This is a genomic window from Mesorhizobium sp. M4B.F.Ca.ET.143.01.1.1 (assembly GCF_004792275.1).
GTDB lineage: Bacteria > Pseudomonadota > Alphaproteobacteria > Rhizobiales > Rhizobiaceae > Mesorhizobium > Mesorhizobium abyssinicae.
This window is the reverse complement of record NZ_SRSR01000007.1, coordinates 243,183-266,286: the sequence shown is the minus strand read 5'-3', so window position 1 is coordinate 266,286 and position 23,104 is coordinate 243,183. Positions and strand designations below refer to the sequence as shown.

The window sequence follows — 23,104 nt, the reverse complement described above, 5'->3', positions numbered from 1 at the left end:
ATGCCGCTATTCAGCATTCTCATAACCGACGATCGGAGCGCTGACCTTCCCGAACGGGTCAGCGAGAACATCCGCTCGTTCAAGGCCGCCCATCCGGGCGAGGAGCATGTCCTGTTCGGGGAAGCGGAATTGAGTGAGTTCATCGCGGCGCATTTCGACGCCGAGGTGCTGTCGGCTTTCCGCACCCTGCGTCCCTACACCTACAAGGCAGACCTCGCCAAATACTGCCTGCTCTACGAACGGGGCGGCGTCTACGCCGACCTTTCCTATGAATTCCTGCGCGGCGTTCCGCGCGACCAGGGCCGCCTGTCGGTGTTTCGCGACTTCCTGAGCTCGACGCCATGGGACACCAGCCTCGGCGTGGTCGCCGCCCCTATGCGCCACAGGGCCATGGCCAAGGCCATCGAGCTGGTCTGCGCCAATGTCAAACGCGAATATTACGGCCCGACCGCCTTGTGCCCGACCGGCCCGACGCTGTTCGGCAAGGCCATCGCCATGACCTGCGATCCGGAGGACCTCATCGTCGGAGAAGCGGTCAAGTTGACGCTGCCGCCAGGCCAAGCCGGGCAGAAGCCGAGCCATTGCCTTCGGCACGGCAAGGAACTGGTGGCGATCAAGCGCAAGCGGGGTGGCGGGCCGGTGTCGGAGCTCGGCATCGGCGGCGGCAACCGCTACAACCGGCTCTGGCGCTACCGGGAAGTCTATCGCGAACGGCCGCCATGGGCCCGCATCTTGCGCTGGCGGTTTTGGTGAGCGTGGCCGTTGCCGGCATCCGGCCGGCTTGATGCCGGGCGGGCAAGTGCGTATTTCTGGGATCGACCCCCCGAATCGGGGCGGCCGAAACGTGGAGACGGAACTTGTCCGCACTGACGCGCTTTCTCGGTGACTCACCGCTCCGGGTGCTGATCAAGCTGCTTGTGGTCTCGTTCCTCGTCGGCCTTGTGATGCACGCCTTCGGCTGGTCGCCGATGGACGTCTACTACGGCATCCGCCAGTTCTTCCTCGACCTGTGGAATCTCGGCTTCCATGCCATCGACCGTTTCCTCGGCTACATCCTCTTGGGCGCGGCGATCGTCGTGCCGGTCTTCATCCTGCTGAGGATAGCCAGCTACAGGAAGTGATCTCAGGCGAAGCCTGACGCCACCTCGAACAGGATGGCGTGGCGAGCGGCAAGCGCCGGCACGTCCGTCGAATAGCCGCCGCCGATGACACCGCAGATCGGCATGCCGAGCCGGCGAAAATGGCGGATCACCATCGTATCGCGGGCTCGCAGGCCGTCATCGCTGAGCGACAGCCGGCCCAGCCTGTCCTCGGCGTGGACGTCGACGCCGGCATTGTAGAAGACGATGTCCCAGCGCGCTCTCGCCGACAGTTCCGGCAGGATGCCGCCGAGCCTGTCGAGATAGGCCGCGTCGCCGGTGCAGTCGGGCAGCGCGACGTCGAGATCGGAAGCGATCTTGCGCACCGGATAGTTGCGCTCGCCATGCATGGAAAAGGTGAACGCGCGAGGTTCATCCTTAAGGATATCGGCCGTGCCGTCGCCCTGATGCACGTCGAGATCGACGATCAGGATGTTTCTCGCGGCACCTTCGGCGAGCAGCACCAGCGAGGCGACGGCGACGTCGTTGAAGGTGCAGAAGCCGGCGCCCTGCGCGCGCCGCGCATGGTGGCTGCCGCCGGCGGCGTTGCAGGCGATGCCATGCCTCAGCGCCAGCCGCGCCACCAGCACCGTGCCGCCGGCGGCAAGCTGCGCCCTGAGCGAAACCCGCGGACCGACCGGAAAGCCGATCTCGCGCTCGATCCTTTCCGGCACCTGGCAGGCCAGGACCTGGTCTACATAGTCGGCCGTGTGCGCCAGCTTCAGCCACGATGCCGGCGCCGGCTCGGGCATGGCGAGCGCGTCGCGGCTCGCCAGTCCGCGCGCCTCCAGCGCCTGCATCAGCAGCGGGTACTTGCTCATCGGGAAGCGGTGGTTGACGGCGAAACCGGCGTCATAGCCGGGGTGGTGGACGATCTGCAGCGGCATGCCAGCTCCGGGATTCGGTTGGCCGACGCCGGATCGTGATTGCGCGGCACCGGCAAACTGGGGCACATCGGTCGTCCGATCAAGCCGCCCTGAGGACCAGGTCCTGGATCAGCTATCGACATCGGCCGGCGGCCGGTCTTTCGCCGTAACCAACCGCTCGGTGCTTGCCATCGCCGTGCCGATGACGCTCGCCTATCTGACGACGCCGCTGCTCGGCATCGTCGATACGGCGGTGGTCGGCCAGTTCGGCGACGCCGCCCTGCTCGGCGGCCTGGCGGCGGGCGCGCTTGCCTTCGATGTCGTCTTCACCACCTTCAATTTCCTGCGCTCCGGCACCACCGGCCTCGTCGCCCAGGCGTTCGGGCGCGGCGACGCACTGGAAGAGCAGGCGGTGCTCTGGCGCGCCGTGCTGATCGCTATCGTCGCCGGCATCGTGCTCGCCGCGCTTGCGCCGGTGATCGCCATTGGCGGGCAAAAGTTCATGGGCGCCGAACCGCGCGTCAGCGAAGCGATGGCCGTTTATGTCCATATCAGGCTGCTCGCCGCGCCCTTCTCGCTGATCAACTACGCCATCCTCGGCTACGTGCTCGGGCGCGGCGAGGGCGGGCTGGGGCTGATGCTGCAGGCGGTGCTGAACGGCATCAACATCGCGCTTTGCTTCCTGCTCGGCCTGAAGCTCGGCTGGGGCGTGGCCGGTGTTGCCTGGGCGACCGTCACCGGCGAGTTCCTTGCCATGCTGCTCGGCCTCGCCATCGTCCTGCGTCGTTTCCGGAGGTTGGAGCGCCCCTCGCGCCAGCGCATCCTCGACCTGCCGGCCTACCGGCGCATGCTGTCGCTCAACCGCGACATCATGATCCGCTCCTTCTCGCTGCTCGCCGCCTTCGCGCTGTTCACCCGCCAGGGCGCGCAGTTCGGCACGGTGACGCTGGCTGCCAACGCGGTGCTGATGAACTTCTTCCTCATCGCCGGCTACTTCCTCGACGGCTTCGCCACCGCCGCCGAGCAGCTCGCCGGCCGCGCCATCGGCGCGGGCGCCGAAACGCCCTTCCGGCAAGCAGTGCGGCTGACCCTGTTTTGGGGTTTCGGCCTGTCGGGCGTCGCCACCATCGTGCTGCTGGTGGCCGGTGTCGATCTGGTTGGCCTGATCACGACATCGCCCGAGGTCCGCTCGGTTGCCGATACCTATCTGCCCTGGGCGGCGTTCACCGCGCTCAGCGGCGTGCTGGCGTTCCAGATGGATGGCGTCTTCATCGGCGCTACCTGGTCGCGCGACATGCGCAACATGATGCTCTTGTCGTTCCTCGCCTTCAGCGCCGCGCTGCTCACCCTGGCGCCGACCTTCGGCAACAATGGCCTGTGGGCGGCGCTGCATGTCTTCCTGCTGGTGCGCGGCGTGAGCCTGCTTATGGTTCTGCGGGTGCGGGCGCGGACTGCGTTTTAGGTAGTGCCGCCGCTCGGGATCAGGATCCGTTGACGCCGGGAGAGGTGACTGGTGGCGAGGACAACGTACCTAGAGGCCAGTGAGCAATTTCTTGAGCAGGGCGTTGAGAGTCTCCTGCTCCGACGGCGTCAGCACGGAGATCAATTGCTCTTCTAGCGGCCACCATTGGACCAATCAAATCGTCTATCGCACGCTTGCCACCAGTCGTTAGGGCAATTTGCTTGCCGCGCCGGTCCTTGGGATCGGGGCGTCGTTCAACCAGCCCGGCGCACTCCAGTCGATCCAGGCGGTTGGTCATGCCGCCCGACGAGATCATCGCCGATTCGTAAAGCTGCGTTGGCGAAAGCCTATAGGGTTCGCCGGAGCGCCTGAGCGGCGTCAGCACATCAAACTCACCTACATTCAGGCCTGATTCCGAAAGCAGCGGGTTCAGGTGATCGCGCGCGGCGGGCATCGAGCAGACGACCTACCATTTCAGGCAACACCGGAAGGTCGGGGCGCTCGCGAGCCCATTGCTTAGCCACGGCCTCGGCACGACCCATTCGAATATTCTCTCAACAAAATGTATCTTGACATCGAGATACATTGTATCTACTAACTTTACATCAAGACAATAGCGCAGGGCGCGGCGATGGAGAAAGCGATGTCCAGAATGATTTTCGTGAACCTGCCTGTGCGCGACCTGGCGGCGTCGACGGCGTTCTACGTGGCTCTAGGTGGGACCGTAAACCCGCAGTTTTCGGGCGAGAAATCTACCTCGCTCATGTTCTCGGACGCGATCGGGGTGATGCTGCTGAGCCATGACCACTATCGCGAATTCACCAAGCGCCCTATCGGCGACGCGCGGCGTGACAGTCAGGCAATGATCGCCCTCACGGTCGACGACCGCGCCGCCGTCGATGCAACGCTGACCAGCGCGGTTGCGGCGGGCGGTCGCGCCGATCCCAACCCGGCACAGGATCTTGGCTTCATGTATAACCGCCACATTGAAGACCCAGATGGCTATGTTTGGGAGATCGTATGGATGAATCCGGCAGCCTGAACGCGGAAGGGCAACGCGATGAGAGATGACATAAAGGTGTGGGCGCACGGGTAGCGCCATGGCCTTCTAATAAGCCTTGACGGCCCAATGATCCAGGCGGCTGTCGCGCAACTCGCGCAGCGAACTCAGTCCTTCGCGCTCCACAAACCGCGCCATGCCGGCAACGATGCGCCCCGGCAGTGAAGGCCCGGCATAGATCATGCCGGTATAGAGCTGCACCAGATCGGCGCCGGCGCGGATCTTTTCCAGCGCTGTCTCCGTGGAATCGACGCCCCCGACGCCGATGATCGCCATCTCGGGACCGACGAGCTTGCGCATGCGTGCAAGGACAGCGGTCGAGCGCTCGAACAGCGGCTTGCCGGACAGCCCGCCGGCCTCGCCGGCGACGGTCGCGCTCCGCAGTCCCGCCCGCGCCAGCGTGGTGTTCGAGACGATGACGCCGTCGATCCGCTTCTCGGTGACCTCGGCGGCGATGTCTTCCAGTTCCGCTTCGACCAGATCCGGCGCGATCTTGAGGAAGACCGGCGGCGTTGCCGCAGCCGACGCCCGCGCCGCCATCACGCGCGACAGAAGCTCGCCGAGCTGCTCGCGCGCCTGCATGTTGCGCAGGCCCGGCGTGTTCGGCGAGGAGATGTTGACCGTGAGATATGTGGCATGGGGCGCGAAGCGGGCGACGCCGCGCTCATAGTCACCGATGCGGTCGGCGCTGTCCTTGTTGGCGCCGATGTTGACGCCGACGATGCCAGGGCGACCCTTGCGGGCTGCAAGGCGCTTCTCGGCCGCCTCGTGGCCCTCATTGTTGAAGCCCAGCCGGTTGATCACCGCTTCGTCGGCCGTCAGCCGGAAGATGCGCGGCTTCGGATTGCCCGTCTGCGCCAGCGGCGTGACGGTGCCGACCTCGGCGAAGCCGAAGCCGAGGTTAAGCAGCGCGTCCGGCACTTCGGCATTCTTGTCGTAGCCCGCCGCCATGCCGAGCGGGTTCGGGAAATCGAGGCCTGCGACGCGCAGCTTCAGCCGCTCGTCGCGCGGCGGGCGCGAGGTGACCGGCAGGCCACATCTCAACGCGGCGATCGACAGGCCATGCGCCGTTTCCGGATCGAGCGTGAACAGAACCTTTTGGCCGATCCGGTCGAGCACGCTCATTCGGCCTCCAGCGCGGGAAACTCGTGCCGGCCGTCGGCACCGAGCGGCAAGGGGCGGACCCAAAGCACTGCCGAGAGATCGAGCGGCGCATAGAGATGCGGGAACAGCGCGCCGCCGCGCGACACCTCGTATTTCAGCGCTTGGCCGAGGCGCGCGCCGTCGATGGCGACAAGCAGCAGGCCGGTCTGGCCGGCAAAATGCTTCGCCGCCGTCTCCCGCACCTGATCGGCGGTCGAGAAATGGATGAAGCCGTCGGCGATGTCGATTGGCGCGCCGGTGAAGCGGCCGCTGCTCTCGGCCTCGCGCCAGAGCGCTTCGGGCGCGATCTTGTAGATAAACTGAGACATGGCTGCGCTATAGTCCGAACGAACCGCGCGGGAAAGGGTGCAGGCAAGGTCCGGAAAGATGTTGCACGGCTTTTCCGGCGGGAGCCTGCGTCGAGGCAAGGAACCACTCTTCCCCACTTCCGGCGCAAACCTATGGTAGAGTGCGCCTACTGGCTCATGGAGGACAACATGCGTCCGCAGCATATACTGATCCCCGCGGCACTTTTCTCGCTGGTCGCCGCGTCGGCCTTTTCCGAGGAAACCGACCGCTACCGGCTGGAAAAGTCGGCCAACGGCTATGTCCGCATGGACACCCAGACCGGCGCCATGTCGATCTGCGAGGAGCGCTCAGGCCAGCTCGTCTGCAAGACGGCCGCCGACGAACGCGCCGCCTACCAGGACGAGATCGACAAGTTGCAGGCCTCGGTCAAGGCGTTGGACGAGCGTGTCGCCAAGCTTGAGAACTCGCTTTCCGCCCGGCTCGAATCGCAACTGCCGAGCGAAGAGGATTTCAACAAGACGATGGGCTACATGGAGCAGTTCTTCCGGACGTTCAAGGACATCGTCAAGGACATGGACAAGGAGAGCGGCGACGACGGCGCCAGGCTCAACCAGCAAAAGACCTGAACTCCAAAGCGCTTCGCCTGAATCCGTTTCAGCGACGCGCCTTGTGTCCGCAAAAGGATGATTTGCAGACCTTCGACTGAATGGCCCCTACGCGTGGCGCCTCTCAAGGCTGGCGTCATCAGCCCGAGGGCGCACGGGTGAGAATGGAAGCATGCAGGTCGGTTCGACCTGAAATCTGGATCCGGCGCTAGGGTTGGGCATCTCAGGATGGTTCGCGTGTGTCGCGACGAACGACTGGGACGAAGAGCTACTTCACGATACGTTCCTGCATCAACAATAGCGCTTGGTCGTGTCCATACCGTGGAGCGGCCGGTCGGGTGCAGAGATAGAACTCGTCGCTCGTAGTCCGCATGACGCCGGGGTCGCCTTCATAGACATACTCCTTGCGGCTGGCGATGTATTAACCGCCGGGCTTGCGACGTCACTTAGCTTCGTACACAGAAGCGATTGCCATATATTTCCTCTCACAAATGTAAGCGGTTGAAAGATATTTAAGACCAACAGGAGGAGTGGAAAATTCATATTGGCGTTTCAGGTATTTGCACTCGTCCTCTGAAACTAACACCTTGGGCGGGAAACCATTTTCATGATTGCCGACTACTACAGTGCCGTCAAAATTTAACAGAAGGGTAATTAAAAGAAACCGTTCCATCGCTATCTCCTAATCTCCCTGACATGGTCAGGGCTGCAGAATTTCGCGATGCGGGAATCCGCTTTTGCAGCCGTTTGCGCTGCCAAAAGAAGAGCGAGCGCGATGATGAGCTTGGTGCGATCCATGTCGCTCTCCGTCCCATCCGGTGCTGCTGGGATCGCTTGGAAGCGACGGTCGAATGGGCTAGGGTTAGGAAGCGCGCCAGGTGGGTGAAATGTCCCGAAAGGCCCCTGAAATTGACCCGAAACTTGCCGAAACGATCACGTTTGGCGGTTTTGTTTTCCTGACCAGAAACAGCGAACTCCGAACGGTCGAAGGCAAAGCGGTCGATCTCCGCAGCCAGTCCGCCGAGGTGCTCTCCGTGCTCGCGGCGCGACCGGGCGAGATCGTGTCCAAGGATGCGCTGATGCAGGCGATTTGGCCCGATACCTTCGTGACCGACGACAGCCTTATCCAATGCATTGCCGATATCCGCCGCGCATTGGCGGACGACGCGCATGCGATCGTGGAAACCCTCCCCAGGAGAGGCTACCGGCTGAATGCCCATCCGTCGGATGCAACCGACCTAGACGCCGCGGCCGTCAAGGAGCGAGCCAAGACACGTCTTTCGCGACGCGGGGTCATCCATGCTGCGATCGTTCTCGTCGCGGCGGCGATCGGCGCATACTACGGCGCGGAAGCATGGCGAGCCGCTCCGGTTCGATCGAGCGACATGCCGAGAATTGCGATCCTTCCCTTCGACGACTTCAGTGCCGGAGCGGACAAGGGATATCTCAGCGATGCCGTCGCCGAGGGGATCATCACCGAACTTGCGCGGAGCAAGACCTATGCCGTCATCGCCCGGAACTCGAGTTTCAGGTACCGAGGGAAGCCCACCGACACCAGGCAGATTGGCGATGAACTCGGCGTCGACTACCTGCTGGAAGGGAGCCAGCAGAAGATCGGAGACCGGCTGAAAGTGGCCGCCCAGTTGTTGGATGCGCATGACGGATCGCTTGTCTGGGCCAACACCTACAACGGGGAGATTGGCGATCTTTTCGTCGTCCAGGAGAAGATCATCCGCACGCTTGCGGATCGGGTCGGACGGAGGATCGAGCGCCCCCTGCCACAGAGCGGTGCCGCCAAGGTCAGCGCGCTGCACTATCACCTGATGGGGATTGCCAAGATCCGAGAGGATTTCTCGGCCGCGAGGAACGAACTGTATCGGCAACTGAACCTCAAGGCGATCGAAGAGGATCCGAACTCGCAGTTCGGCTATATCGGGCTGGCCTGGTCCTATCGCAACGATGCGATGTTCGGCTGGAACGAACAGGACCGTGACGAGGCGTTGAAGCGCGCGGCCGAATACGCCGACAAGGCCATCCTGCTCGCCCCTGATGACGCTGAAGCGCATAATATCCGAGCCAGCATCCATACCGAAGCCGGCGAGGTCGAGCAGGCCCTTGCCCGGTACGATCAGGCAATCGCCCTGAACCCCAGCAATTCGGATATCCTGGTCCGCAGCACGGATCTGCTGCTCTATGTTGGCCATACAGACGAAGCGATCGATCGGATCAAGCAGGCCATGGGCATCGATCCCTTCTACCCGGACGATTTCAACTGGCAGATGGGCTGGGCGCTCTGGGAAAAGAACGATTGCGGGGCCGCGCTGGCGGCGATGCGGAAAATGTCCAGAATCCCGAGCGGCGCACACCGAATGCTTGCGGGCATCCACGCTTGTCTGGGAAACAAGCGAGAGGCAAAGGAAGCGCTTGCGGTTTTCCTCCAGAACACTCCCGACGAATCCATCAGTAAGGAGCGCAGGGAGTGGGAGAAGATATGGACCGCCCCCGGAAGCCTCGACCGCTGGATCGGACAGATGCGACTCGCGGGCTTGCCGGAGGAGTGATGGCTGACCGTACGCGGCCTGGCCGGGCGGCCGAGCAATGTCCAGGAAAACTCGGATCGCGACCTTGGCTGCGCCAACGCAAATGTGTTTCCGTCAAAACTGAACCGCCGTGGGAAAAACCCGCGCGCGGCCTTTGCCGCTTGAAAACGGCCAATATCGCCGCATAATCGGCCAGATCCCGTAAAAACAGACAAGCATGGGATTGGGGAGGACTATTTGCCGTCGGGTTACACCTTCGTCATCGCCGACGATCATCCGCTTTTTCGCGGCGCGCTGAAAGCGGCGCTTGTCGGCGTCGGTGACGTCGCCGCTATCCACGAGGCTGGGGATTTCGAAAGCGCCAAGGCGCTGGTCGTGGCCAATGAAGACATCGATCTGGTGCTGCTCGACCTGTCGATGCCGGGCGCCAGCGGCCTGTCCGGCCTGATCTCGCTGCGCGGCGTTCATCCGGCCGTGCCGCTGATCGTGGTCTCGGCGCATGACGATCCGGTGACGATCCGCCGCGCACTCGACCTCGGCGCCTCCGGCTTCATCTCCAAATCGGCCAGCATGGAGGAAATCCGCCGTGCCGTGCAGGCGGTGCTGGCCGGCGATATCGCCGCGCCCGTCGGCATCGATCTCGGCGTCGAGCGCGATCCCGAGATTTCTGACCTGATCAAGCGCCTGCAGGCGTTGACGCCGCAGCAGACGCGTGTGCTCGGCATGCTGGCCGAAGGCCTGCTCAACAAGCAGATCGCCTATGAGCTCGGCGTCTCCGAGGCGACGATCAAGGCGCATGTCTCGGCCATCCTGCAGAAGCTCGGCGTCGACAGCCGCACCCAGGCGGTGATCCAGCTTTCCCGGATCGGCGGCGACCCGCTGCAGCCCGCGAGCTGATTGGCGGGCGCCTGCCGTCGAAGCAGCATCAGCTGCTTGTAGCGAGGCTTGTTCAACTGAGCCGCACGGACAGCTCGACATCGTCGCCGAAGGGGGTGGAGATGTAGCCCGATGCCGGCGAGCGCACGCGCTCCAGATATTCGGGAGAGAGGTCGGCATTGTCGGCGATGACCAGCGCGCCCGGTTTCAACCGACTCTCGACCAGGCTCAAGATTTCCGGATAGAGCGCCTTGGCGCCATCCAGCAATAGAAGGTCTATCGCGTCGGGCAGGTCGGCGCTCAGCGTCTGCAACGCATCGCCCTCGCGGATTTCCACCAGGTCGATGAGGCCGCCTTCCGTCAGATTGGCCTTGGCGCGGACCACCTTGGACGGCTCGAACTCGGTGGTGATCAGGCGGCCGCCGCCATTGTCCCTGAGCGCCGCGGCAAGATAGAGCGTCGAGATGCCGAACGAGGTGCCGAACTCGATGATGACGCGCGCGCCGCTGCTGCGTGCCAGCATATAAAGCAGCGTGCCGGTTTCCGGCGAAACAGCGAGCCACAAATCCCTCAGCCGCCCGTAGAGATCGACATACTCGGTCTTGCTGCGCAGCAGGCGTTCCCGCTCGTCGTGCGAGATGCCGGCCATTGCCGGGCTGGTTGCGGTCTCGGCTTCCTTGAACAGGCGGGCGAGCAGGGGTGCAAGCGGGGCGTTTGTGAGCGTGATCATCGAAGTCTCCAATCGAAAATGGCTGTGTTCTTGTGTTGTGCTGAAAATACGAATAATCCTTCAGGTTTCCAATTCGCATTACCCGGCCGCGCCATGACCGAACGCTCAAGCCATTCTATTTCCTCGCGAAAGCAGCCCAAGCAGGCTCGCGCGACGGAACTTGTTTCGGCGATCCTGGAGGCTGCTGTTCAGGTTCTGGCGAGTGAGGGCGCCCAGCGCTTCACCACCACGCGCGTGGCAGAAAGGGCCGGCGTGAGCGTCGGCTCGCTTTACCAATATTTCCCCAACAAGGCCGCGCTGCTGTTCAGGCTGCAGAGCGATGAATGGCGGCAGACGGGCGGTTTGCTGCGCACCATATTGGAGGACGACAAGCGGCCGCCGCTGGAGCGGATGCGCAAGCTGGTCCATGCCTTTATCCGCTCGGAGTGCGAGGAAGCTGCCGTGCGCGTGGCACTCAATGACGCCGCCCCACTCTACCGCGACGCGCCCGAGGCGCACGAGGCAAGGGCCTCGGGTGAGCGCACCGTCCAGGCCTTCCTGCGCGAAGTTCTGCCCGGGACCCCGCAAGCAACCCAGGACCTGGCCGGCGATCTGATCACAATGACGTTGAGCGCGGCGGGAAAGGATTTTTCGGCAAGCCCGCGCACCGACGCGGAGATCGAAGCCTACGCCGATGCCATGGCCGACATGTTCTGCGCCTACATCGCAAGCCTTGGACACCGCTGAAACAGGGCTCGGCCTGTGTTGTAAGCAGGCGCGGCTATTCCGCCGCCGAAGCCAGCGGCCTGATCCGCGCCATCATCGAGCGCAGCACGGCCGGCTTCAGCGGCTTGTTGATCACCGGCACGTCGAGCCGGCCTGCCGACGCGCGCACTTCGCTCGATCGGTCGGCCGTGACCAGCACGGCCGGCAAGTCCTGGCCGTGAAGCGCCCGCAGCGTCGCGATCGCGTCGAGCCCGGTGCCGCTGTCGAGATGATAGTCCGCCAGCACGATGTCTGGCCGGCTCTCCGCCGATCGCGCCAACTGCCCGGCGCCGGTGAGCGTTTCGACATGGCAGCCCCAGCCTTCGAGCAACAGCCGCATGCCGTCGAGAATGCGGGCATCGTTGTCGATGCACAGCACCTTGAGGCCGGCAAGCGAGGAGGCCGCGCGCGCCGGCGCCTTCTCGATCTCGCGCCGGGGCGCCGCGACCGCGGCCACCGGCAGGATGACCGAAAAGCGCGTGCCCTTGCCGGGATTGGAGAAGATGCGGATCTCCAGCCTCAGCACCCTGGCGATACGGTCGACGATCGAAAGGCCAAGGCCAAGCCCCTCGGCCTCGCGCGCGCCTTCGTCCAGCCGGGTGAATTCGTGGAACACCGTGTTCAGCTTGTCGCCGGCAATGCCGATGCCGGTATCGATCACCTGGATCTCGGCCAGCGACCCCCGCCGCCTGACGCCGACCAGGATGCGGCCATGGCGGGTGTATTTGATCGCGTTCGACACCAGGTTCTGGATCAGGCGGCGCAACAGGTTGCGGTCCGTCACCACGGTGAGCGACGACGGCATGATGGTGAGTTCGAGCTTCTTTTCGGCGGCCATCGGCCGGAAGTCGGTGCCGATCTGGCGCAGCAGCCCGTCGAGGCTGAAGGCGGTGTCGTCGGGCTTCATGGCGCCGGCGTCGAGGCGGGAAATGTCGAGCACGGCGCCCAAAATGGTCTCGACCGACTCCAGCGAGGATTCGATGTTGACCGCGGCCTTGCCGGCGGGACCCTTGCCGGCCTTCTCGATCAGCGACGAACAGTAGAGCCGGGCGGCGTTGAGCGGCTGCAGGATGTCATGGCCGGCGGCGGCGAGGAAGCGCGTCTTGCCGAGATTGGCCTCCTCGGCCAGCATCTGCGCCTGCGCCAGCTCTTCGTTGACGCGGGTCAGTTCGATGGTGCGGGTCTTCACCCGCTGCTCCAGCGATTCATTGGCGCGCTTCAGCGCCAGGTCCTGTTCGACGCGGCCGGAAATGTCGGCATAGGTGGCGACGATGCCGCCGTCCGGCATCGGGTTGGAGCGCAGTTCCAGGATGCGGCCGCTGGTCTTCAGCTCCATCTGCCAGGGGCCGGCAAAACTGGTCAGGCGGTTGAGCATCGCCACGCGCTGGTCGGCCGCGATATCGCCGCGCTCGGCGAGGTGGCGCAGGATCCGGTCGAGCGAGACGCCGACCTGGCCCATTTCGTCGGGCAGGCCGAACAGCGCCCGGTACTGGCGGTTCCAGCAGATGAGGCGGAAATCCCGGTCGAAGACGGTGATACCTTGCTCCATCTGGTCGAGCGCGATCTGCAGCAGGTCGCGATTGTGCTGCAGCGCCTCGGTGGCGTCGTCGAGCAGGCGGAAGGCGTCCTTGGAATCGCGGTCGTTGCGGCGAAACAGCAGCGACAGGATCAGCCGCGCCGAGGACGAGCCGACTGCGCTCGCCAGGAGCTGTTCCGAGAAACGGATGACATCCATGCTGGCCTGCTCGTTGCCATGCAGCGTCACACTGTTGCTCTTCTCGAACGACTGGAAGGAGCGCTCGGTGCGCTCGACGCCGAGATAGCGGGAGATCGTGTCCTTGAGGTCGTTGACGGTCACGGCGGTGCGGAAGCGGCGCAGGCTCGGCATCGGGACGGCCTCACGCGGGACGAAGATCGCCGCCTGGATGCGCTCCAGCGGCACCGACGCGCGGGAGAGCGAGCCGAGCACGAAGAACAGCGCATTGATCGACAGGCTCCACAGCACGCCATGGTTCAGCGGCTCGGCGACGGTACCGAACAGCGCCTGCGGCCGAAGCGCTTCGAAACCGAACAGGCCGTGGACGATGATGTCGGCGTCGGAACCCACCAGCGAAGGCAGGAGCAGCGTATAAGCCCACACCAGAATGCCGGCGACCATGCCGAGCGCGGCCCCTCTGCCGTTGGCGCCGCGCCAGATCAGTCCGCCGATCAGGGCCGGCGCGAACTGCGCGATGGCCGCGAACGACATCAGGCCGATCGAGGACAGCCGCGCGCTGTTGGTGCTTTCGCGATAATAGAGGAAGGCGATGAACAGCATGATGAAGATCGCGCCGCGCCGCACATTGAGGATGAGCGTGGACCAGTCCTCGTTTTGCGAGGTCGAGGTCCTGAGCAGGCGGCGCACGAACAGCGGAATGACGAGGTCGTTGGAGATCATGATCGACAGCGCCACGCTCTCGACGATGACCATCGCGGTCGCCGCCGACAGGCCGCCGATGAAGGCGGCCATGGCCAGCAGATCATGGCCGCTGAACAGGGGCAGCGACAAGACGTAGAGGTCGCTGCTGGTCCTGTCGCCGACCAGCGCCAGGCCGGCGAAGGCGATCGGCAGCACGAACAGGTTGATCGCCACCAGGTAAAGCGGGAACACCCAGGTCGCGGTGCGCAGTTCCGCCTCGCTGCGGTTCTCGACGATGGTGACGTAGAACTGGCGCGGCAGCATCAGGATGGCAAAACCGCTGAGGCAGGTCAGCACCAGCCAGGTGGCGAGCGAAGTGCCATAGCCCATCGCCTGACGCGCCTGTGCATTGTCGGCAAGCTTGTCGAACATGTCGCCGGGACCGCCGAAGATCAGGAACGTCACCATCAGGCCTATGGCGAGGAAGGCGGCGAGCTTGACCACGGTTTCCACCGCAACCGCCAGCACCAGCCCGTCCTGGTGCTCGGTGGCGTCGGCATGGCGGGTGCCGAACAGCACCGCGAACAGCGCCAGCAGCATCGCCACCACCAGCGAGATGTCGCTCACAAAAGGATCGAAAGAGGGCGGCGAGCCGGTGTAATGCTCGACCATCAGGCTGACCGAGCCGGAGATCGCCTTCAATTGCAACGCGATGTAGGGCACGGCGCCGATGGTCGCGATCAGCGTGGCGATCGCCGCGACGGTAAAACTCTTGCCGTAGCGGGCGCCGAGAAAGTCGGCGACGGAGGTGATCTTCTCGGTCTTTGCCAACCTGACTAGGCGGTTGAGCAGCGGAAAGCCGAACACGAACACCAGCACCGGGCCGGTGTAGATGCCGAGGAATTCCAGGCCGCGCTCGGAGGACAGGCCGACCGAGCCGAAGAAGGTCCAGGAGGTGCAGTAGATGGCAAGGCTGAGCGCATAGATGAAGGGTCGCGCCCGGCCGAGCCCGGCCGCCGCAGCGCGCCGGTCGCCGATGCTCGCTATGGCAAAGAGCAGCGTCACATAGGCGATCGCGATGATGACGATGAACCAGCCCTGCACGGTTCGAACCTCCTCCCTGGCCGGTCTCGCGTCGGCCCATGCCAGACGCAATCACAGCTTCGAGGTCGAGTCCATCGCGGCTTTCGGCGCATAGCGGCGGAGGGCAATGGCCGCGGGCGGCCAGCAGAAAGCGGTGCCCTGGCCCTTTTTCCCGTTTTGCAACCGGGGGTTTTTGTTATGCTAAGCGCGGGCCGGCGCCGAGTGGGAGCTGGGGACGGCAGCGTGGCCACGGCAAGGAGGGTCGAATGCTGAAAGAATTCCAGGAATTCATTTCCAAGGGCAATGTCATGGACTTGGCCGTCGGTGTCATCATCGGCGCCGCCTTCGGCAAGATCGTCACTTCGCTGGTCGACGACGTCATCATGCCGATCGTCGGTGCGATCTTCGGCGGGCTGGACTTCAACAACTACTTCTTCGGACTGTCCTCGAACGTCCATTCGCCCGCGCTGGCCGACGCCAAGAAGGAGGGCGCCGTTTTTGCGTATGGCAGCTTCATCACCGCGGTACTGAACTTCCTCATCCTTGCCTTCATCATCTTCCTGATGGTCAAGGCCGTGAACGGCATGCGCAAGCGGCTCGAGCGCGAGAAGCCTGCAGCACCTGCGGCGCCGCCGCCCGCCGATGTCGCGCTGCTTACCGAAATTCGCGATCTTCTCGCCAGGAAATAGCGCGGAGCGGATTTCTGGACCAAAACCCCGGCCGTTCGCGGCCGGGGTTTTCTGTTTGCGGCCGTCGTAAAACACGCTAGCTGTCGGCAAACCAAGCGGATTTTTGCATGACCCTGATCCAGACCTTGCGCGCCGAAGCGCGCGCCGCGCCCGAAAGCGGCATCGTCGCCGTGATCAACCATGGCCGGCTGCGCGACGGCATGATCCCGCTTTGGGCCGGCGAGGGCGACCTGCCGACGCCTTCCTTCATCAGCGATGCCGCCGCCCGTGGGCTCGCCGCCGGCGAGACCTTCTACACCTGGCAGAAGGGCATTCCGGAGCTCAGGCAGGCGCTTGCCCGCTACTATGGCCGGCATTTCGCCAAGAGCTTCGCCGATGAGGAATTCATCGTAACCGCGTCGGGCATGCACGCCATCCAGCTGGCGATCGACGCGCTCGCCGGCCAGGGCGACGAGGTGATCTATCTGTCGCCGGCCTGGCCGAATTTCGCCGCCGCGGCCGGTGTGGCGGGCGCCGTTCCGGTCGCGGTCACGCTCGATCCGTCCGGCAATGGCTGGTCCTGCGACGTCGACAAGATCGCCGCGGCGATCACGCCGCGCACCAAGGCGCTGTTCGTCAACACGCCGTCCAACCCGACCGGCTGGACCGCCGACAGGGAAACGCTGCAGGCGATCCTCGACCTTGCCCGCCAAAGCGGCGTCTGGATCATCGCCGACGAGATCTACTCGCATTTCCACTATGGAAGCGGCCGCGCCCCGTCCTTCCTCGACATCGCGACGGCAGAAGACCGCATCCTGTTCGTCAACAGCTTCTCCAAGAACTGGGCGATGACAGGCTGGCGCGTCGGCTGGATCAAGACCCATCCCGCCTTGCAGCAGGTGTTCGAGAACCTGATCCAGTATTCGACCTCGGGTGTCGCCCAGTTCATGCAGCGCGGCGCCGTCGCCGCCCTCGACGAGGGGGATGCCTTCATCGTCGAACAGGTCGAGCGTGCGCACGCGGCGCGCGACCTGGTCTGCGGCATTCTGGGCGCGACCGGCAAGGCGCGCTTCACCGTGCCGCAGGGCGCCTTCTACCTGTTCTTCACCGTCGACGGCATCACCGATTCCCGAACTGCCGCCTTCGACATCGTCGACCATGCCAATGTCGGCCTGGCGCCCGGCACCGCCTTCGGCCCAGGCGGCGAAGCTTTCCTCAGGCTATGCTTCCACCGCCGCCTCGACCAACTCGAGGAAGCGGCGCACCGCCTGGCGAAATGGATGAAGACTGTCTGAACGCCCTGAAGCCGGATGACCGCCGGAGTAGAGTTTCAAACGGCTTCAGCCGCCCGACTTCGGCACCAGCAGGGGAATGATCCGGTCTGTCTTGGCGACGGCCGGCCGTCCTGTCGAGGCGTAGGGGATGCCGAGCGCGTCCCAGGTCTCGACCAATGCGTCCTGCAGTTCGGCGATCAGCGCGTCCGAATGGAACGGCGTCGGCGTGATGCGCAGCCGCTCGGTGCCGCGCGGCACCGTCGGGTAGTTGATCGGCTGGATATAGATGCCGTGCACGCCGAGCAGGCGGTCGCTGGCCATCTTGCAGAGCTCGGGATCGCCGACCAGCACCGGCACGATGTGGGTGGGCGATTCCATCACCGGCAGGCCGGCGGCGGCAAGCACTTCCTTGGTCCGCGACGCCTGGCGCTGCTGTGCCTCGCGCTCGGCCTGCGAGCGCTTGAGATGCCTGATCGAGGTGGCGGCGGCTGCGGCGACAGCCGGCGGCAGCGCCGTGGTGAAGATGAAGCCCGGCGCGTAGGAGCGCACGGCGTCGATCACCGCGCTGGTGCCGGTGATATAGCCGCCGAGCGTGCCGAAGGCCTTGGCCAGCGTGCCCTCGATGATGTCGATGCGGTCGGCCAGCCCCTCGCGCTCGGTGATGCCGCCGCCGCGCGCACCGTACATGCCGACGGCATGGACCTCGTCGATATAGGTCATGGCGTTGTAGCGCTCTGCGAGGTCGACGATCTGTTTGATCGGGGCGATGTCGCCATCCATCGAATAGACGCTCTCGAACACGATCAGCTTGGCGCGCTCGCGCCCTGCCGCCTGCAGCAGGCTTTCGAGATGCGCGATGTCATTGTGGCGGAAGATCTTCTTTTCGGCGCCCGAACGGCGCACGCCCTCGATCATCGAGGCGTGGTTGAGCTCATCCGAGATGATCAGGCAGTTCGGCAGCAGCCGCGCGATGGTCGAGATCGAGGCCTCGTTGGAGACGAAGCCGGAGGTGAAGACCAGCGCTGCTTCCTTGTCGTGCAGGTCCGCCAGCTCAAGTTCGAGCTCGACCAGCGGGTTGCTGGTGCCGGAGATGTTGCGGGTGCCGCCGGCGCCCGAGCCCATCTTGCCGGCCGCCTTCTGGAAGGCGGCGATGACGTCCGGATGCTGGCCCATGCCGAGATAGTCGTTGGAGCACCAGACGGTGATTTCCTGGGCGCGGCCGTTGGAACGCCAGATGGCGCGCGGAAACTTGCCGACGATGCGTTCGAGGTCGGCGAAGACGCGGTAGCGCCGCTCCGCGTGGAGCTGGTCGATCGCTTCCTCGAAGAACCGCTGGTAGTTCATGTCGCCTTCCCAATTTTGCGCCGGATCATAGTCACTGCCCAATTCGGCGTCCACCGGCCGCGTCCGGTCAAAATGCCACGCCCCGAGCCTGTTTCTAACGACCACGGATCGTGGCCTATTCCCTTGATGTGGATCAACTTTGTTTCAGTACGATGCCTTGGGCTCCGGCGACTGTTACGCATTTGACACTGGAGTTTTATTCGCCTTGCGGCGCGCTTTCCAGTAAGGCGGCCCTGAGACAGTTTCCAATAAATCTTGATCAGCGAGGATACGGATGGCGGTTTTGGTGACGGGCGGTGCCGGTTATATCGGCAGCCATATGGTCTGGGAGCTCCTGGACGCGGGCGAGAGCGTCGTCGTTCTCGACCGGCTTTCGACCGGTTTCGAATGGGCGGTGGCGCCGGAGGCCAAGCTCCTCGTTGGCGATGTCGGCGATCGTGAACTGGTCGGCCAGATCATCAGGGACTACAAGGTCGACGCCATTATCCATTTCGCCGGCTCGATCGTGGTGCCCCAATCGGTCGCCGACCCCCTCGGCTACTATGAGAACAACACTTCCAAGACGCGCACGCTGATCGAGACCGCGGTGCGCGAGGGCGTGCCGCATTTCATCTTCTCCTCCACCGCCGCCGTCTATGGCGGCGCCGGGCTGGAGCCGGTGCGCGAGGATGCGCGGCTGGCGCCGGTTTCGCCCTATGGCCTGTCCAAGCTGATGAGCGAATGGATGTTGCGCGACGCGGCGAACGCGCATGATATCCGCTACACGGCGCTGCGCTATTTCAACGTCGCCGGCGCCGACCCCAAGGGCCGTACCGGACAGTCGACGCCCGGCGCCACGCATCTGATCAAGGTCGCCTGCGAGACCGCGCTCGGCAAGCGCCCCCTCATGCAGGTGTTCGGCACCGATTATCCGACGCCGGACGGCACCTGCATCCGCGATTACATCCATGTCAGCGACCTGGCGGCGGCGCACCGGCTGGCGCTGCAGCGGCTGCGCGCCGGCGGCGAGAGCCTTGTCGCCAATTGCGGCTACAGCCACGGTTACTCGGTGCTGCAAGTCATCGACAGCGTGCGCCGCGCCTTCGGCCGTGATTTCGAGGTCAAGATGGGCGATCGCCGCCCGGGCGACGCCGCCGCCATTGTCGCCAATTCCGAGCTTGCCCGCGCTGAGCTTGGTTGGACGCCGCAGCGCGACGATCTCGATCGGATCGTTGCCGACGCGCTGGCCTGGGAACGGATTTTGACGGGGAAGAATTCGGCGAGGGGATAGGGGTGCTTTTGCCAGGGCCGAATTACATTTCGGTCCGCCAGCGCTGCCCCTCACCTGCCTGCCGGCATCCTCTCCCCGTATAGTGACGGGGAGAGGGGCGCTGTCACCAATGATTTCGCCAATCGCCAACGCTGCAGGGAAGGCGCCGGCGCCGCGGCAAGCCACCTTCCCCCCGTCACTATCAAGCCACCTTCCCCCCGTCACTATACGGGGAGAAGGTGCCGGCAGGCGGATGAGGGGCGGCGCGGCCCTCTGCAATCACAAGGGCTCGTCCCGCACCCCGAGACGCGCTATTGAAGGCATCGGAGGCGTGGAGGCGCTCCGCATATTTGTCTGGGGGGCGGCATGAAGGTTTTGGTGCTCGGGGCCGGCGTCGTTGGCACGGCGGCCGCCTATTACCTGGCGAGCGACGGCCATGAGGTGACGGTGATCGAGCGCCACCAGACGGCGGCGCGCGGCACCAGCCAGTCGAATGCCGGCCTTGTCTCGCCCGGCGACGCCACCGCCTGGGCCTCGCCGGCCGCGCTGAAGACCTTCCTGCGTGCGCTCTGGAACCACGATCTCGGCATCAAGGTCCGGCTGCGCTTCGATCCCTATTTCCTCGCCTGGAGCCTGCGCTTCCTGCGCCAGTGCACGGTGGCGCGCTTGCGCGCCAACAGCCAGGTCAAGTTGCGCCTGGCGCTCTATTCGCGCGACTGCATCAATTCGCTCTCCGAAGCGACTGGCATCCACTATGATGAGCGCAAGAAGGGCATCCTCTATTTCTTCCGCTCGCAGCACAGTCTCGACACCGGCACCGACAATTACCGCTACCTGGCCGAACATGGCCTGCCGATCGAGATCGTCGGCCGTGACCGGCTGATCGAGCTGGAACCCGGCCTCGCCGGCGCGAGGGACAAGATCGCCGGCGGCGTCTATTCGCCGATCGACCAGACCGGCGATTCCAGGCAGTTCGTGGAAAAGCTCGCCGCTTATTCGGCTGAAAAGCTCGGCGTCAAATTCCTTTTCGGCACGACCGTCGAGGGCCTCGACATCGAGGGCGACCGCGTGCGCGCGGTGATGACTTCTGCCGGCCCGGTCGCCGGCGACGCGGTGGTCATCGCCATGGGGCCGGAAAGCGGCCTGCTCGGCCGCCGCTACGGCATCGACCTGCCGGTCTATCCGGTGAAGGGCTACACCGCGACCATCCCGCTCGATGACGAGAGCAAGGGGCCGACCATGGGCGGCGCCGACGAGGACCAGCTGATCGGCTACTCGCGGCTCGGCAACCGGCTGCGGCTTGCCTCGACCGCCGAGTTCACCGGCTTCGACCGCAGCTTCCGCCCGCGCGACTTCGCCGCCATGTTCAGGACCGGCAAGGATCTGTTTCCGGGCGCCTTCGACGAGAAGAAGGCGGAGCTTTGGGCGGGCCTCAGGCCAATGATGCCGAACTCCGTGCCGGTCATCGGCCTGGCGCGCTACACAAATCTTTATCTCGACACCGGCCACGGCCATGTCGGCTGGACGATGGCCTGCGGTTCGGGAAAATTCCTCGCCGACATCGTCGCCGGCCGCAAGCCGGAGATCGATCCGCAGGGGCTGGTCTACAGGAACTAGAGATGTCGGGACCGCAAGTCGCCATCGATCTCGGCCGCATCGAGCGCAATGCGCGCACCGTCGTCGAGCGCTGCTCGCAATCCGGCATCAAGGTCTTCGGCGTCACCAAGGGCATGTGCGGCATGCCGCAGGTGGCGCGCGCCATGCTGCGCGGCGGCGTTGCCGGCATCGCGGAGTCACGCTTCGAGAACATTCGCCGGTTGCGCGACAGCGGCATCAATGCGCCGATCATGCTCTTGCGCAGCCCGCCCATCGCCCGCGTCGAGGAGGTGGTGCGGACCGTCGACATCAGCCTGCAGTCGGAACTTTCGATCATTCGCGAGATCGCCCGCATCGCCGAACGCATGGGCCGCGTCCACGACATCATGCTGATGGTCGACCTCGGCGACCTGCGGGAAGGCATCTGGCCGAACGACCTTGTGCCGACCGTCGAGCAGATCCTGGAGATGAAGGGCGTGCGCATTGCCGGCATCGGCACCAATCTCGGCTGCTTCGGCGCCATCTTGCCGACCGAGGAGAATCTCGGCCAGCTCGTCGCCCATGCCTACAAGATCGAGCGTCTGTCGGGCAAAAGCCTCGATTGGATCTCGGGCGGTGCCTCGTCCTCGCTGCCGCTGCTGCTCGAAGGCCGGCTCCCCGCCGGCATCAACAATCTGAGGGTCGGCGAGGCGATCCTGCAGGGCGGGCTGGAAACTTTTCGCGATCCGCCTTGGGAAGCGCTGGAGCTCGATGCCTGCCGGCTTACCGCCGACATCATCGAGGTCAAGAAGAAGCCATCGCGGCCGATCGGCCAGTCCGGCTACGACGCGTTCGGCAACCAGCCGGTCTTTCCCGACGAGGGCGACAGGCTGCGCGCCATCGCCAATATCGGCCGCGAGGACGTGCTGGTCGAAGGCCTGATGCCGATCGCCAAGGGCGTGCGCGTGCTCGGCGCCTCCAGCGATCATCTTTTGCTTGACGTCCAGGACGCCGATCCACCTCCCGTCGTCGGCGGCCGCGTCGCCTTCCGCATGAGCTATGGCGCCATGCTTCTCGCCATGACCTCCGAATATGTCGAGAAGGCCCCGATGCACGACGTCGAGGATTATTCCGGCCGCAAGATGGTGTCGATCTCGGCCGAGCCGTCGGCGGCGGGGATCCTCGCCCGAGAGGCGACCGGGGCGCGGCTTGAGGCGATGAACTTCGATGTCGTCGAATTGGCCGACGCGGAACGGCCGCCTTCGGGCCTGATCCGGCTGACCGCCGGCGCCGACCGCCGCATTGCCCACACGGCACTTGCCGCGACCGCGCGGGCGACACACTCATTTGGCCTGATCTGGATCGATTCCATCGCCGCGCTGATGCCGGAGGAGATCGAAGGCATCGACCTGCCCGAGGCTTCGGTGCTCGCCCGCATGTTGGGCTTGGATCACAAACCGGGCGCGTTGCAGCCGCAGCTTTCGCCGGAAAACATCGTCATCGTCGGCTTGCGCCACGCCGATCCGGCCGAGGCGCGCGTGCTGGCGGATTCGCGTGTCTCCGCCTTCACCATGACCGACATCGACGCCACGGGCATGGGGGAAGTGATGCGCGAGGCGATCCACATGGCCTCCTCAGGCACGCAAGGGTTCCACGTCGCCTATGCGCCCGAGGTCACCGAATTCGCCGGCTGGGCGGCAGGCTCGGGCGGGCTCACGGTGCGCGAAACGCATCAGGCGATGGAGGCGGTGGCACTCTCGGGCGGGCTCTTGTCGATGAGCGTCTCTGGCTTCACCGCCGATCTCGAACCCAGGATCGCCACCGATGCCGTCAGCTTCGTCATGTCGGCCTTCGGCAAGCGGATTCTATAGCTAAATTGACTTGCGATCGGCGCGGAACTTAACCTCAACCCAGAAATTTTGAATCCAGTTGGATGCGTGGATGAGATTAATTGGGGACGTCGGCAGGGTTAATTCCATCTTGTTCGCTGGAATGGCATTTTTATCAGGATCGTCTGCTTGCATTTTTGAAAAAGCCAA

The 23,104-nt window shown here is 64.5% G+C and carries 22 protein-coding genes; 13 read left to right on the top strand and 9 right to left on the bottom strand.

Features of this window, described 5'->3' with window-relative positions; all coding sequences use genetic code 11:
* Positions 1-753, top strand: a complete 753-nt coding sequence (locus EN786_RS19490) for a glycosyltransferase (protein WP_127286065.1) — start codon at positions 1-3, stop codon at positions 751-753.
* A 104-nt stretch (positions 754-857) separates the two neighbouring features.
* Positions 858-1,121: a DUF6460 domain-containing protein gene (locus tag EN786_RS19485; RefSeq protein ID WP_127286066.1), complete on the top strand. Its 264-nt coding sequence runs from the start codon at positions 858-860 to the stop codon at positions 1,119-1,121.
* A gap of 2 nt (positions 1,122-1,123) precedes the next feature.
* On the opposite strand, the gene EN786_RS19480 is transcribed toward EN786_RS19485, so the two are convergent.
* Positions 1,124-2,026, bottom strand: a complete 903-nt coding sequence (locus EN786_RS19480) for a histone deacetylase (RefSeq protein WP_135908739.1) — start codon at positions 2,024-2,026, stop codon at positions 1,124-1,126.
* A gap of 103 nt (positions 2,027-2,129) precedes the next feature.
* Between EN786_RS19480 and EN786_RS19475 the strand changes: the two genes are divergently transcribed.
* Positions 2,130-3,467 (top strand): MATE family efflux transporter, encoded by a 1,338-nt coding sequence (locus EN786_RS19475; RefSeq protein ID WP_189524296.1) that lies wholly within the window; start codon positions 2,130-2,132, stop codon positions 3,465-3,467.
* 19 nt (positions 3,468-3,486) lie between these two features.
* Here EN786_RS19475 and EN786_RS19470 read toward each other — a convergent pair whose 3' ends face one another.
* On the bottom strand, positions 3,487-3,921 hold the full coding sequence (locus EN786_RS19470) for a MarR family transcriptional regulator (RefSeq protein WP_348627131.1): 435 nt from the start codon (positions 3,919-3,921) through the stop codon (positions 3,487-3,489).
* Between the two features lie 189 nt (positions 3,922-4,110).
* Between EN786_RS19470 and EN786_RS19465 the strand changes: the two genes are divergently transcribed.
* On the top strand, positions 4,111-4,509 hold the full coding sequence (locus EN786_RS19465; RefSeq protein ID WP_126056576.1) for a VOC family protein: 399 nt from the start codon (positions 4,111-4,113) through the stop codon (positions 4,507-4,509).
* A 66-nt stretch (positions 4,510-4,575) separates the two neighbouring features.
* On the opposite strand, the gene EN786_RS19460 is transcribed toward EN786_RS19465, so the two are convergent.
* Together EN786_RS19460 and EN786_RS19455 are read right to left on the bottom strand one after the other, a co-directional pair.
* The gene (locus EN786_RS19460) at positions 4,576-5,652 is read right to left on the bottom strand and encodes a quinone-dependent dihydroorotate dehydrogenase (RefSeq protein ID WP_135908737.1); all 1,077 of its coding nucleotides are present in this window, start codon (positions 5,650-5,652) and stop codon (positions 4,576-4,578) included.
* Complete coding sequence (locus EN786_RS19455) at positions 5,649-5,999, bottom strand: DUF952 domain-containing protein (protein WP_127311761.1); 351 nt, start codon at positions 5,997-5,999, stop codon at positions 5,649-5,651. Before EN786_RS19455 ends, EN786_RS19460 begins: the two co-directional genes overlap by 4 nt.
* Before the next feature lie 168 nt (positions 6,000-6,167).
* Between EN786_RS19455 and EN786_RS19450 the strand changes: the two genes are divergently transcribed.
* A complete protein-coding gene (locus EN786_RS19450) occupies positions 6,168-6,605 on the top strand; it encodes a hypothetical protein (protein WP_127282418.1) in 438 nt (145 codons plus the stop codon).
* A 421-nt stretch (positions 6,606-7,026) separates the two neighbouring features.
* Here the strand turns inward: EN786_RS19450 and EN786_RS19445 are convergent, their stop codons facing one another.
* Together EN786_RS19445 and EN786_RS39310 are read right to left on the bottom strand one after the other, a co-directional pair.
* Positions 7,027-7,257: a hypothetical protein gene (locus EN786_RS19445; RefSeq protein ID WP_135857499.1), complete on the bottom strand. Its 231-nt coding sequence runs from the start codon at positions 7,255-7,257 to the stop codon at positions 7,027-7,029.
* Positions 7,258-7,259: 2 nt separating this feature from the next.
* The gene (locus EN786_RS39310; RefSeq protein ID WP_281035916.1) at positions 7,260-7,382 is read right to left on the bottom strand and encodes a hypothetical protein; all 123 of its coding nucleotides are present in this window, start codon (positions 7,380-7,382) and stop codon (positions 7,260-7,262) included.
* An 89-nt stretch (positions 7,383-7,471) separates the two neighbouring features.
* On the opposite strand from EN786_RS39310, the gene EN786_RS19440 reads away from it, so the two are divergent.
* Positions 7,472-9,145 (top strand): winged helix-turn-helix domain-containing protein, encoded by a 1,674-nt coding sequence (locus EN786_RS19440; RefSeq protein WP_135908735.1) that lies wholly within the window; start codon positions 7,472-7,474, stop codon positions 9,143-9,145.
* Between the two features lie 216 nt (positions 9,146-9,361).
* Positions 9,362-10,021, top strand: coding sequence for a response regulator transcription factor (locus EN786_RS19435; RefSeq protein WP_127393032.1), 660 nt, complete (start codon positions 9,362-9,364; stop codon positions 10,019-10,021).
* A gap of 52 nt (positions 10,022-10,073) precedes the next feature.
* Here EN786_RS19435 and EN786_RS19430 read toward each other — a convergent pair whose 3' ends face one another.
* Positions 10,074-10,730 carry an O-methyltransferase gene (locus tag EN786_RS19430; protein WP_127282422.1) on the bottom strand — a complete coding sequence of 219 codons (657 nt, stop codon included), beginning with the start codon at positions 10,728-10,730 and terminating at the stop codon, positions 10,074-10,076.
* Positions 10,731-10,823: 93 nt separating this feature from the next.
* Between EN786_RS19430 and EN786_RS19425 the strand changes: the two genes are divergently transcribed.
* On the top strand, positions 10,824-11,456 hold the full coding sequence (locus EN786_RS19425) for a TetR family transcriptional regulator (protein ID WP_127310960.1): 633 nt from the start codon (positions 10,824-10,826) through the stop codon (positions 11,454-11,456).
* 34 nt (positions 11,457-11,490) lie between these two features.
* Here EN786_RS19425 and EN786_RS19420 read toward each other — a convergent pair whose 3' ends face one another.
* Positions 11,491-14,976, bottom strand: a complete 3,486-nt coding sequence (locus tag EN786_RS19420) for a PAS domain-containing hybrid sensor histidine kinase/response regulator (RefSeq protein WP_127310958.1) — start codon at positions 14,974-14,976, stop codon at positions 11,491-11,493.
* Positions 14,977-15,221: 245 nt separating this feature from the next.
* Between EN786_RS19420 and mscL the strand changes: the two genes are divergently transcribed.
* Together mscL and EN786_RS19410 are read left to right on the top strand one after the other, a co-directional pair.
* Positions 15,222-15,644 (top strand): large conductance mechanosensitive channel protein MscL, encoded by a 423-nt coding sequence (mscL, locus tag EN786_RS19415; RefSeq protein WP_127310957.1) that lies wholly within the window; start codon positions 15,222-15,224, stop codon positions 15,642-15,644.
* A gap of 107 nt (positions 15,645-15,751) precedes the next feature.
* The gene (locus EN786_RS19410; protein ID WP_127310956.1) at positions 15,752-16,918 is read left to right on the top strand and encodes a pyridoxal phosphate-dependent aminotransferase; all 1,167 of its coding nucleotides are present in this window, start codon (positions 15,752-15,754) and stop codon (positions 16,916-16,918) included.
* Positions 16,919-16,963: 45 nt separating this feature from the next.
* Here EN786_RS19410 and hemA read toward each other — a convergent pair whose 3' ends face one another.
* Positions 16,964-18,241, bottom strand: coding sequence for a 5-aminolevulinate synthase (gene hemA, locus EN786_RS19405; protein WP_127310959.1), 1,278 nt, complete (start codon positions 18,239-18,241; stop codon positions 16,964-16,966).
* Positions 18,242-18,515: 274 nt separating this feature from the next.
* Between hemA and galE the strand changes: the two genes are divergently transcribed.
* From galE to EN786_RS19385, 3 genes are all read left to right on the top strand, one after another.
* Positions 18,516-19,511 (top strand): UDP-glucose 4-epimerase GalE, encoded by a 996-nt coding sequence (galE, locus tag EN786_RS19400; RefSeq protein ID WP_127282426.1) that lies wholly within the window; start codon positions 18,516-18,518, stop codon positions 19,509-19,511.
* Between the two features lie 345 nt (positions 19,512-19,856).
* Complete coding sequence (locus EN786_RS19390; RefSeq protein WP_127312178.1) at positions 19,857-21,107, top strand: D-amino acid dehydrogenase; 1,251 nt, start codon at positions 19,857-19,859, stop codon at positions 21,105-21,107.
* Between the two features lie 2 nt (positions 21,108-21,109).
* Complete coding sequence (locus EN786_RS19385) at positions 21,110-22,936, top strand: alanine racemase (protein WP_135908733.1); 1,827 nt, start codon at positions 21,110-21,112, stop codon at positions 22,934-22,936.
* The last annotated feature ends 168 nt before the right edge of the window (positions 22,937-23,104 follow it).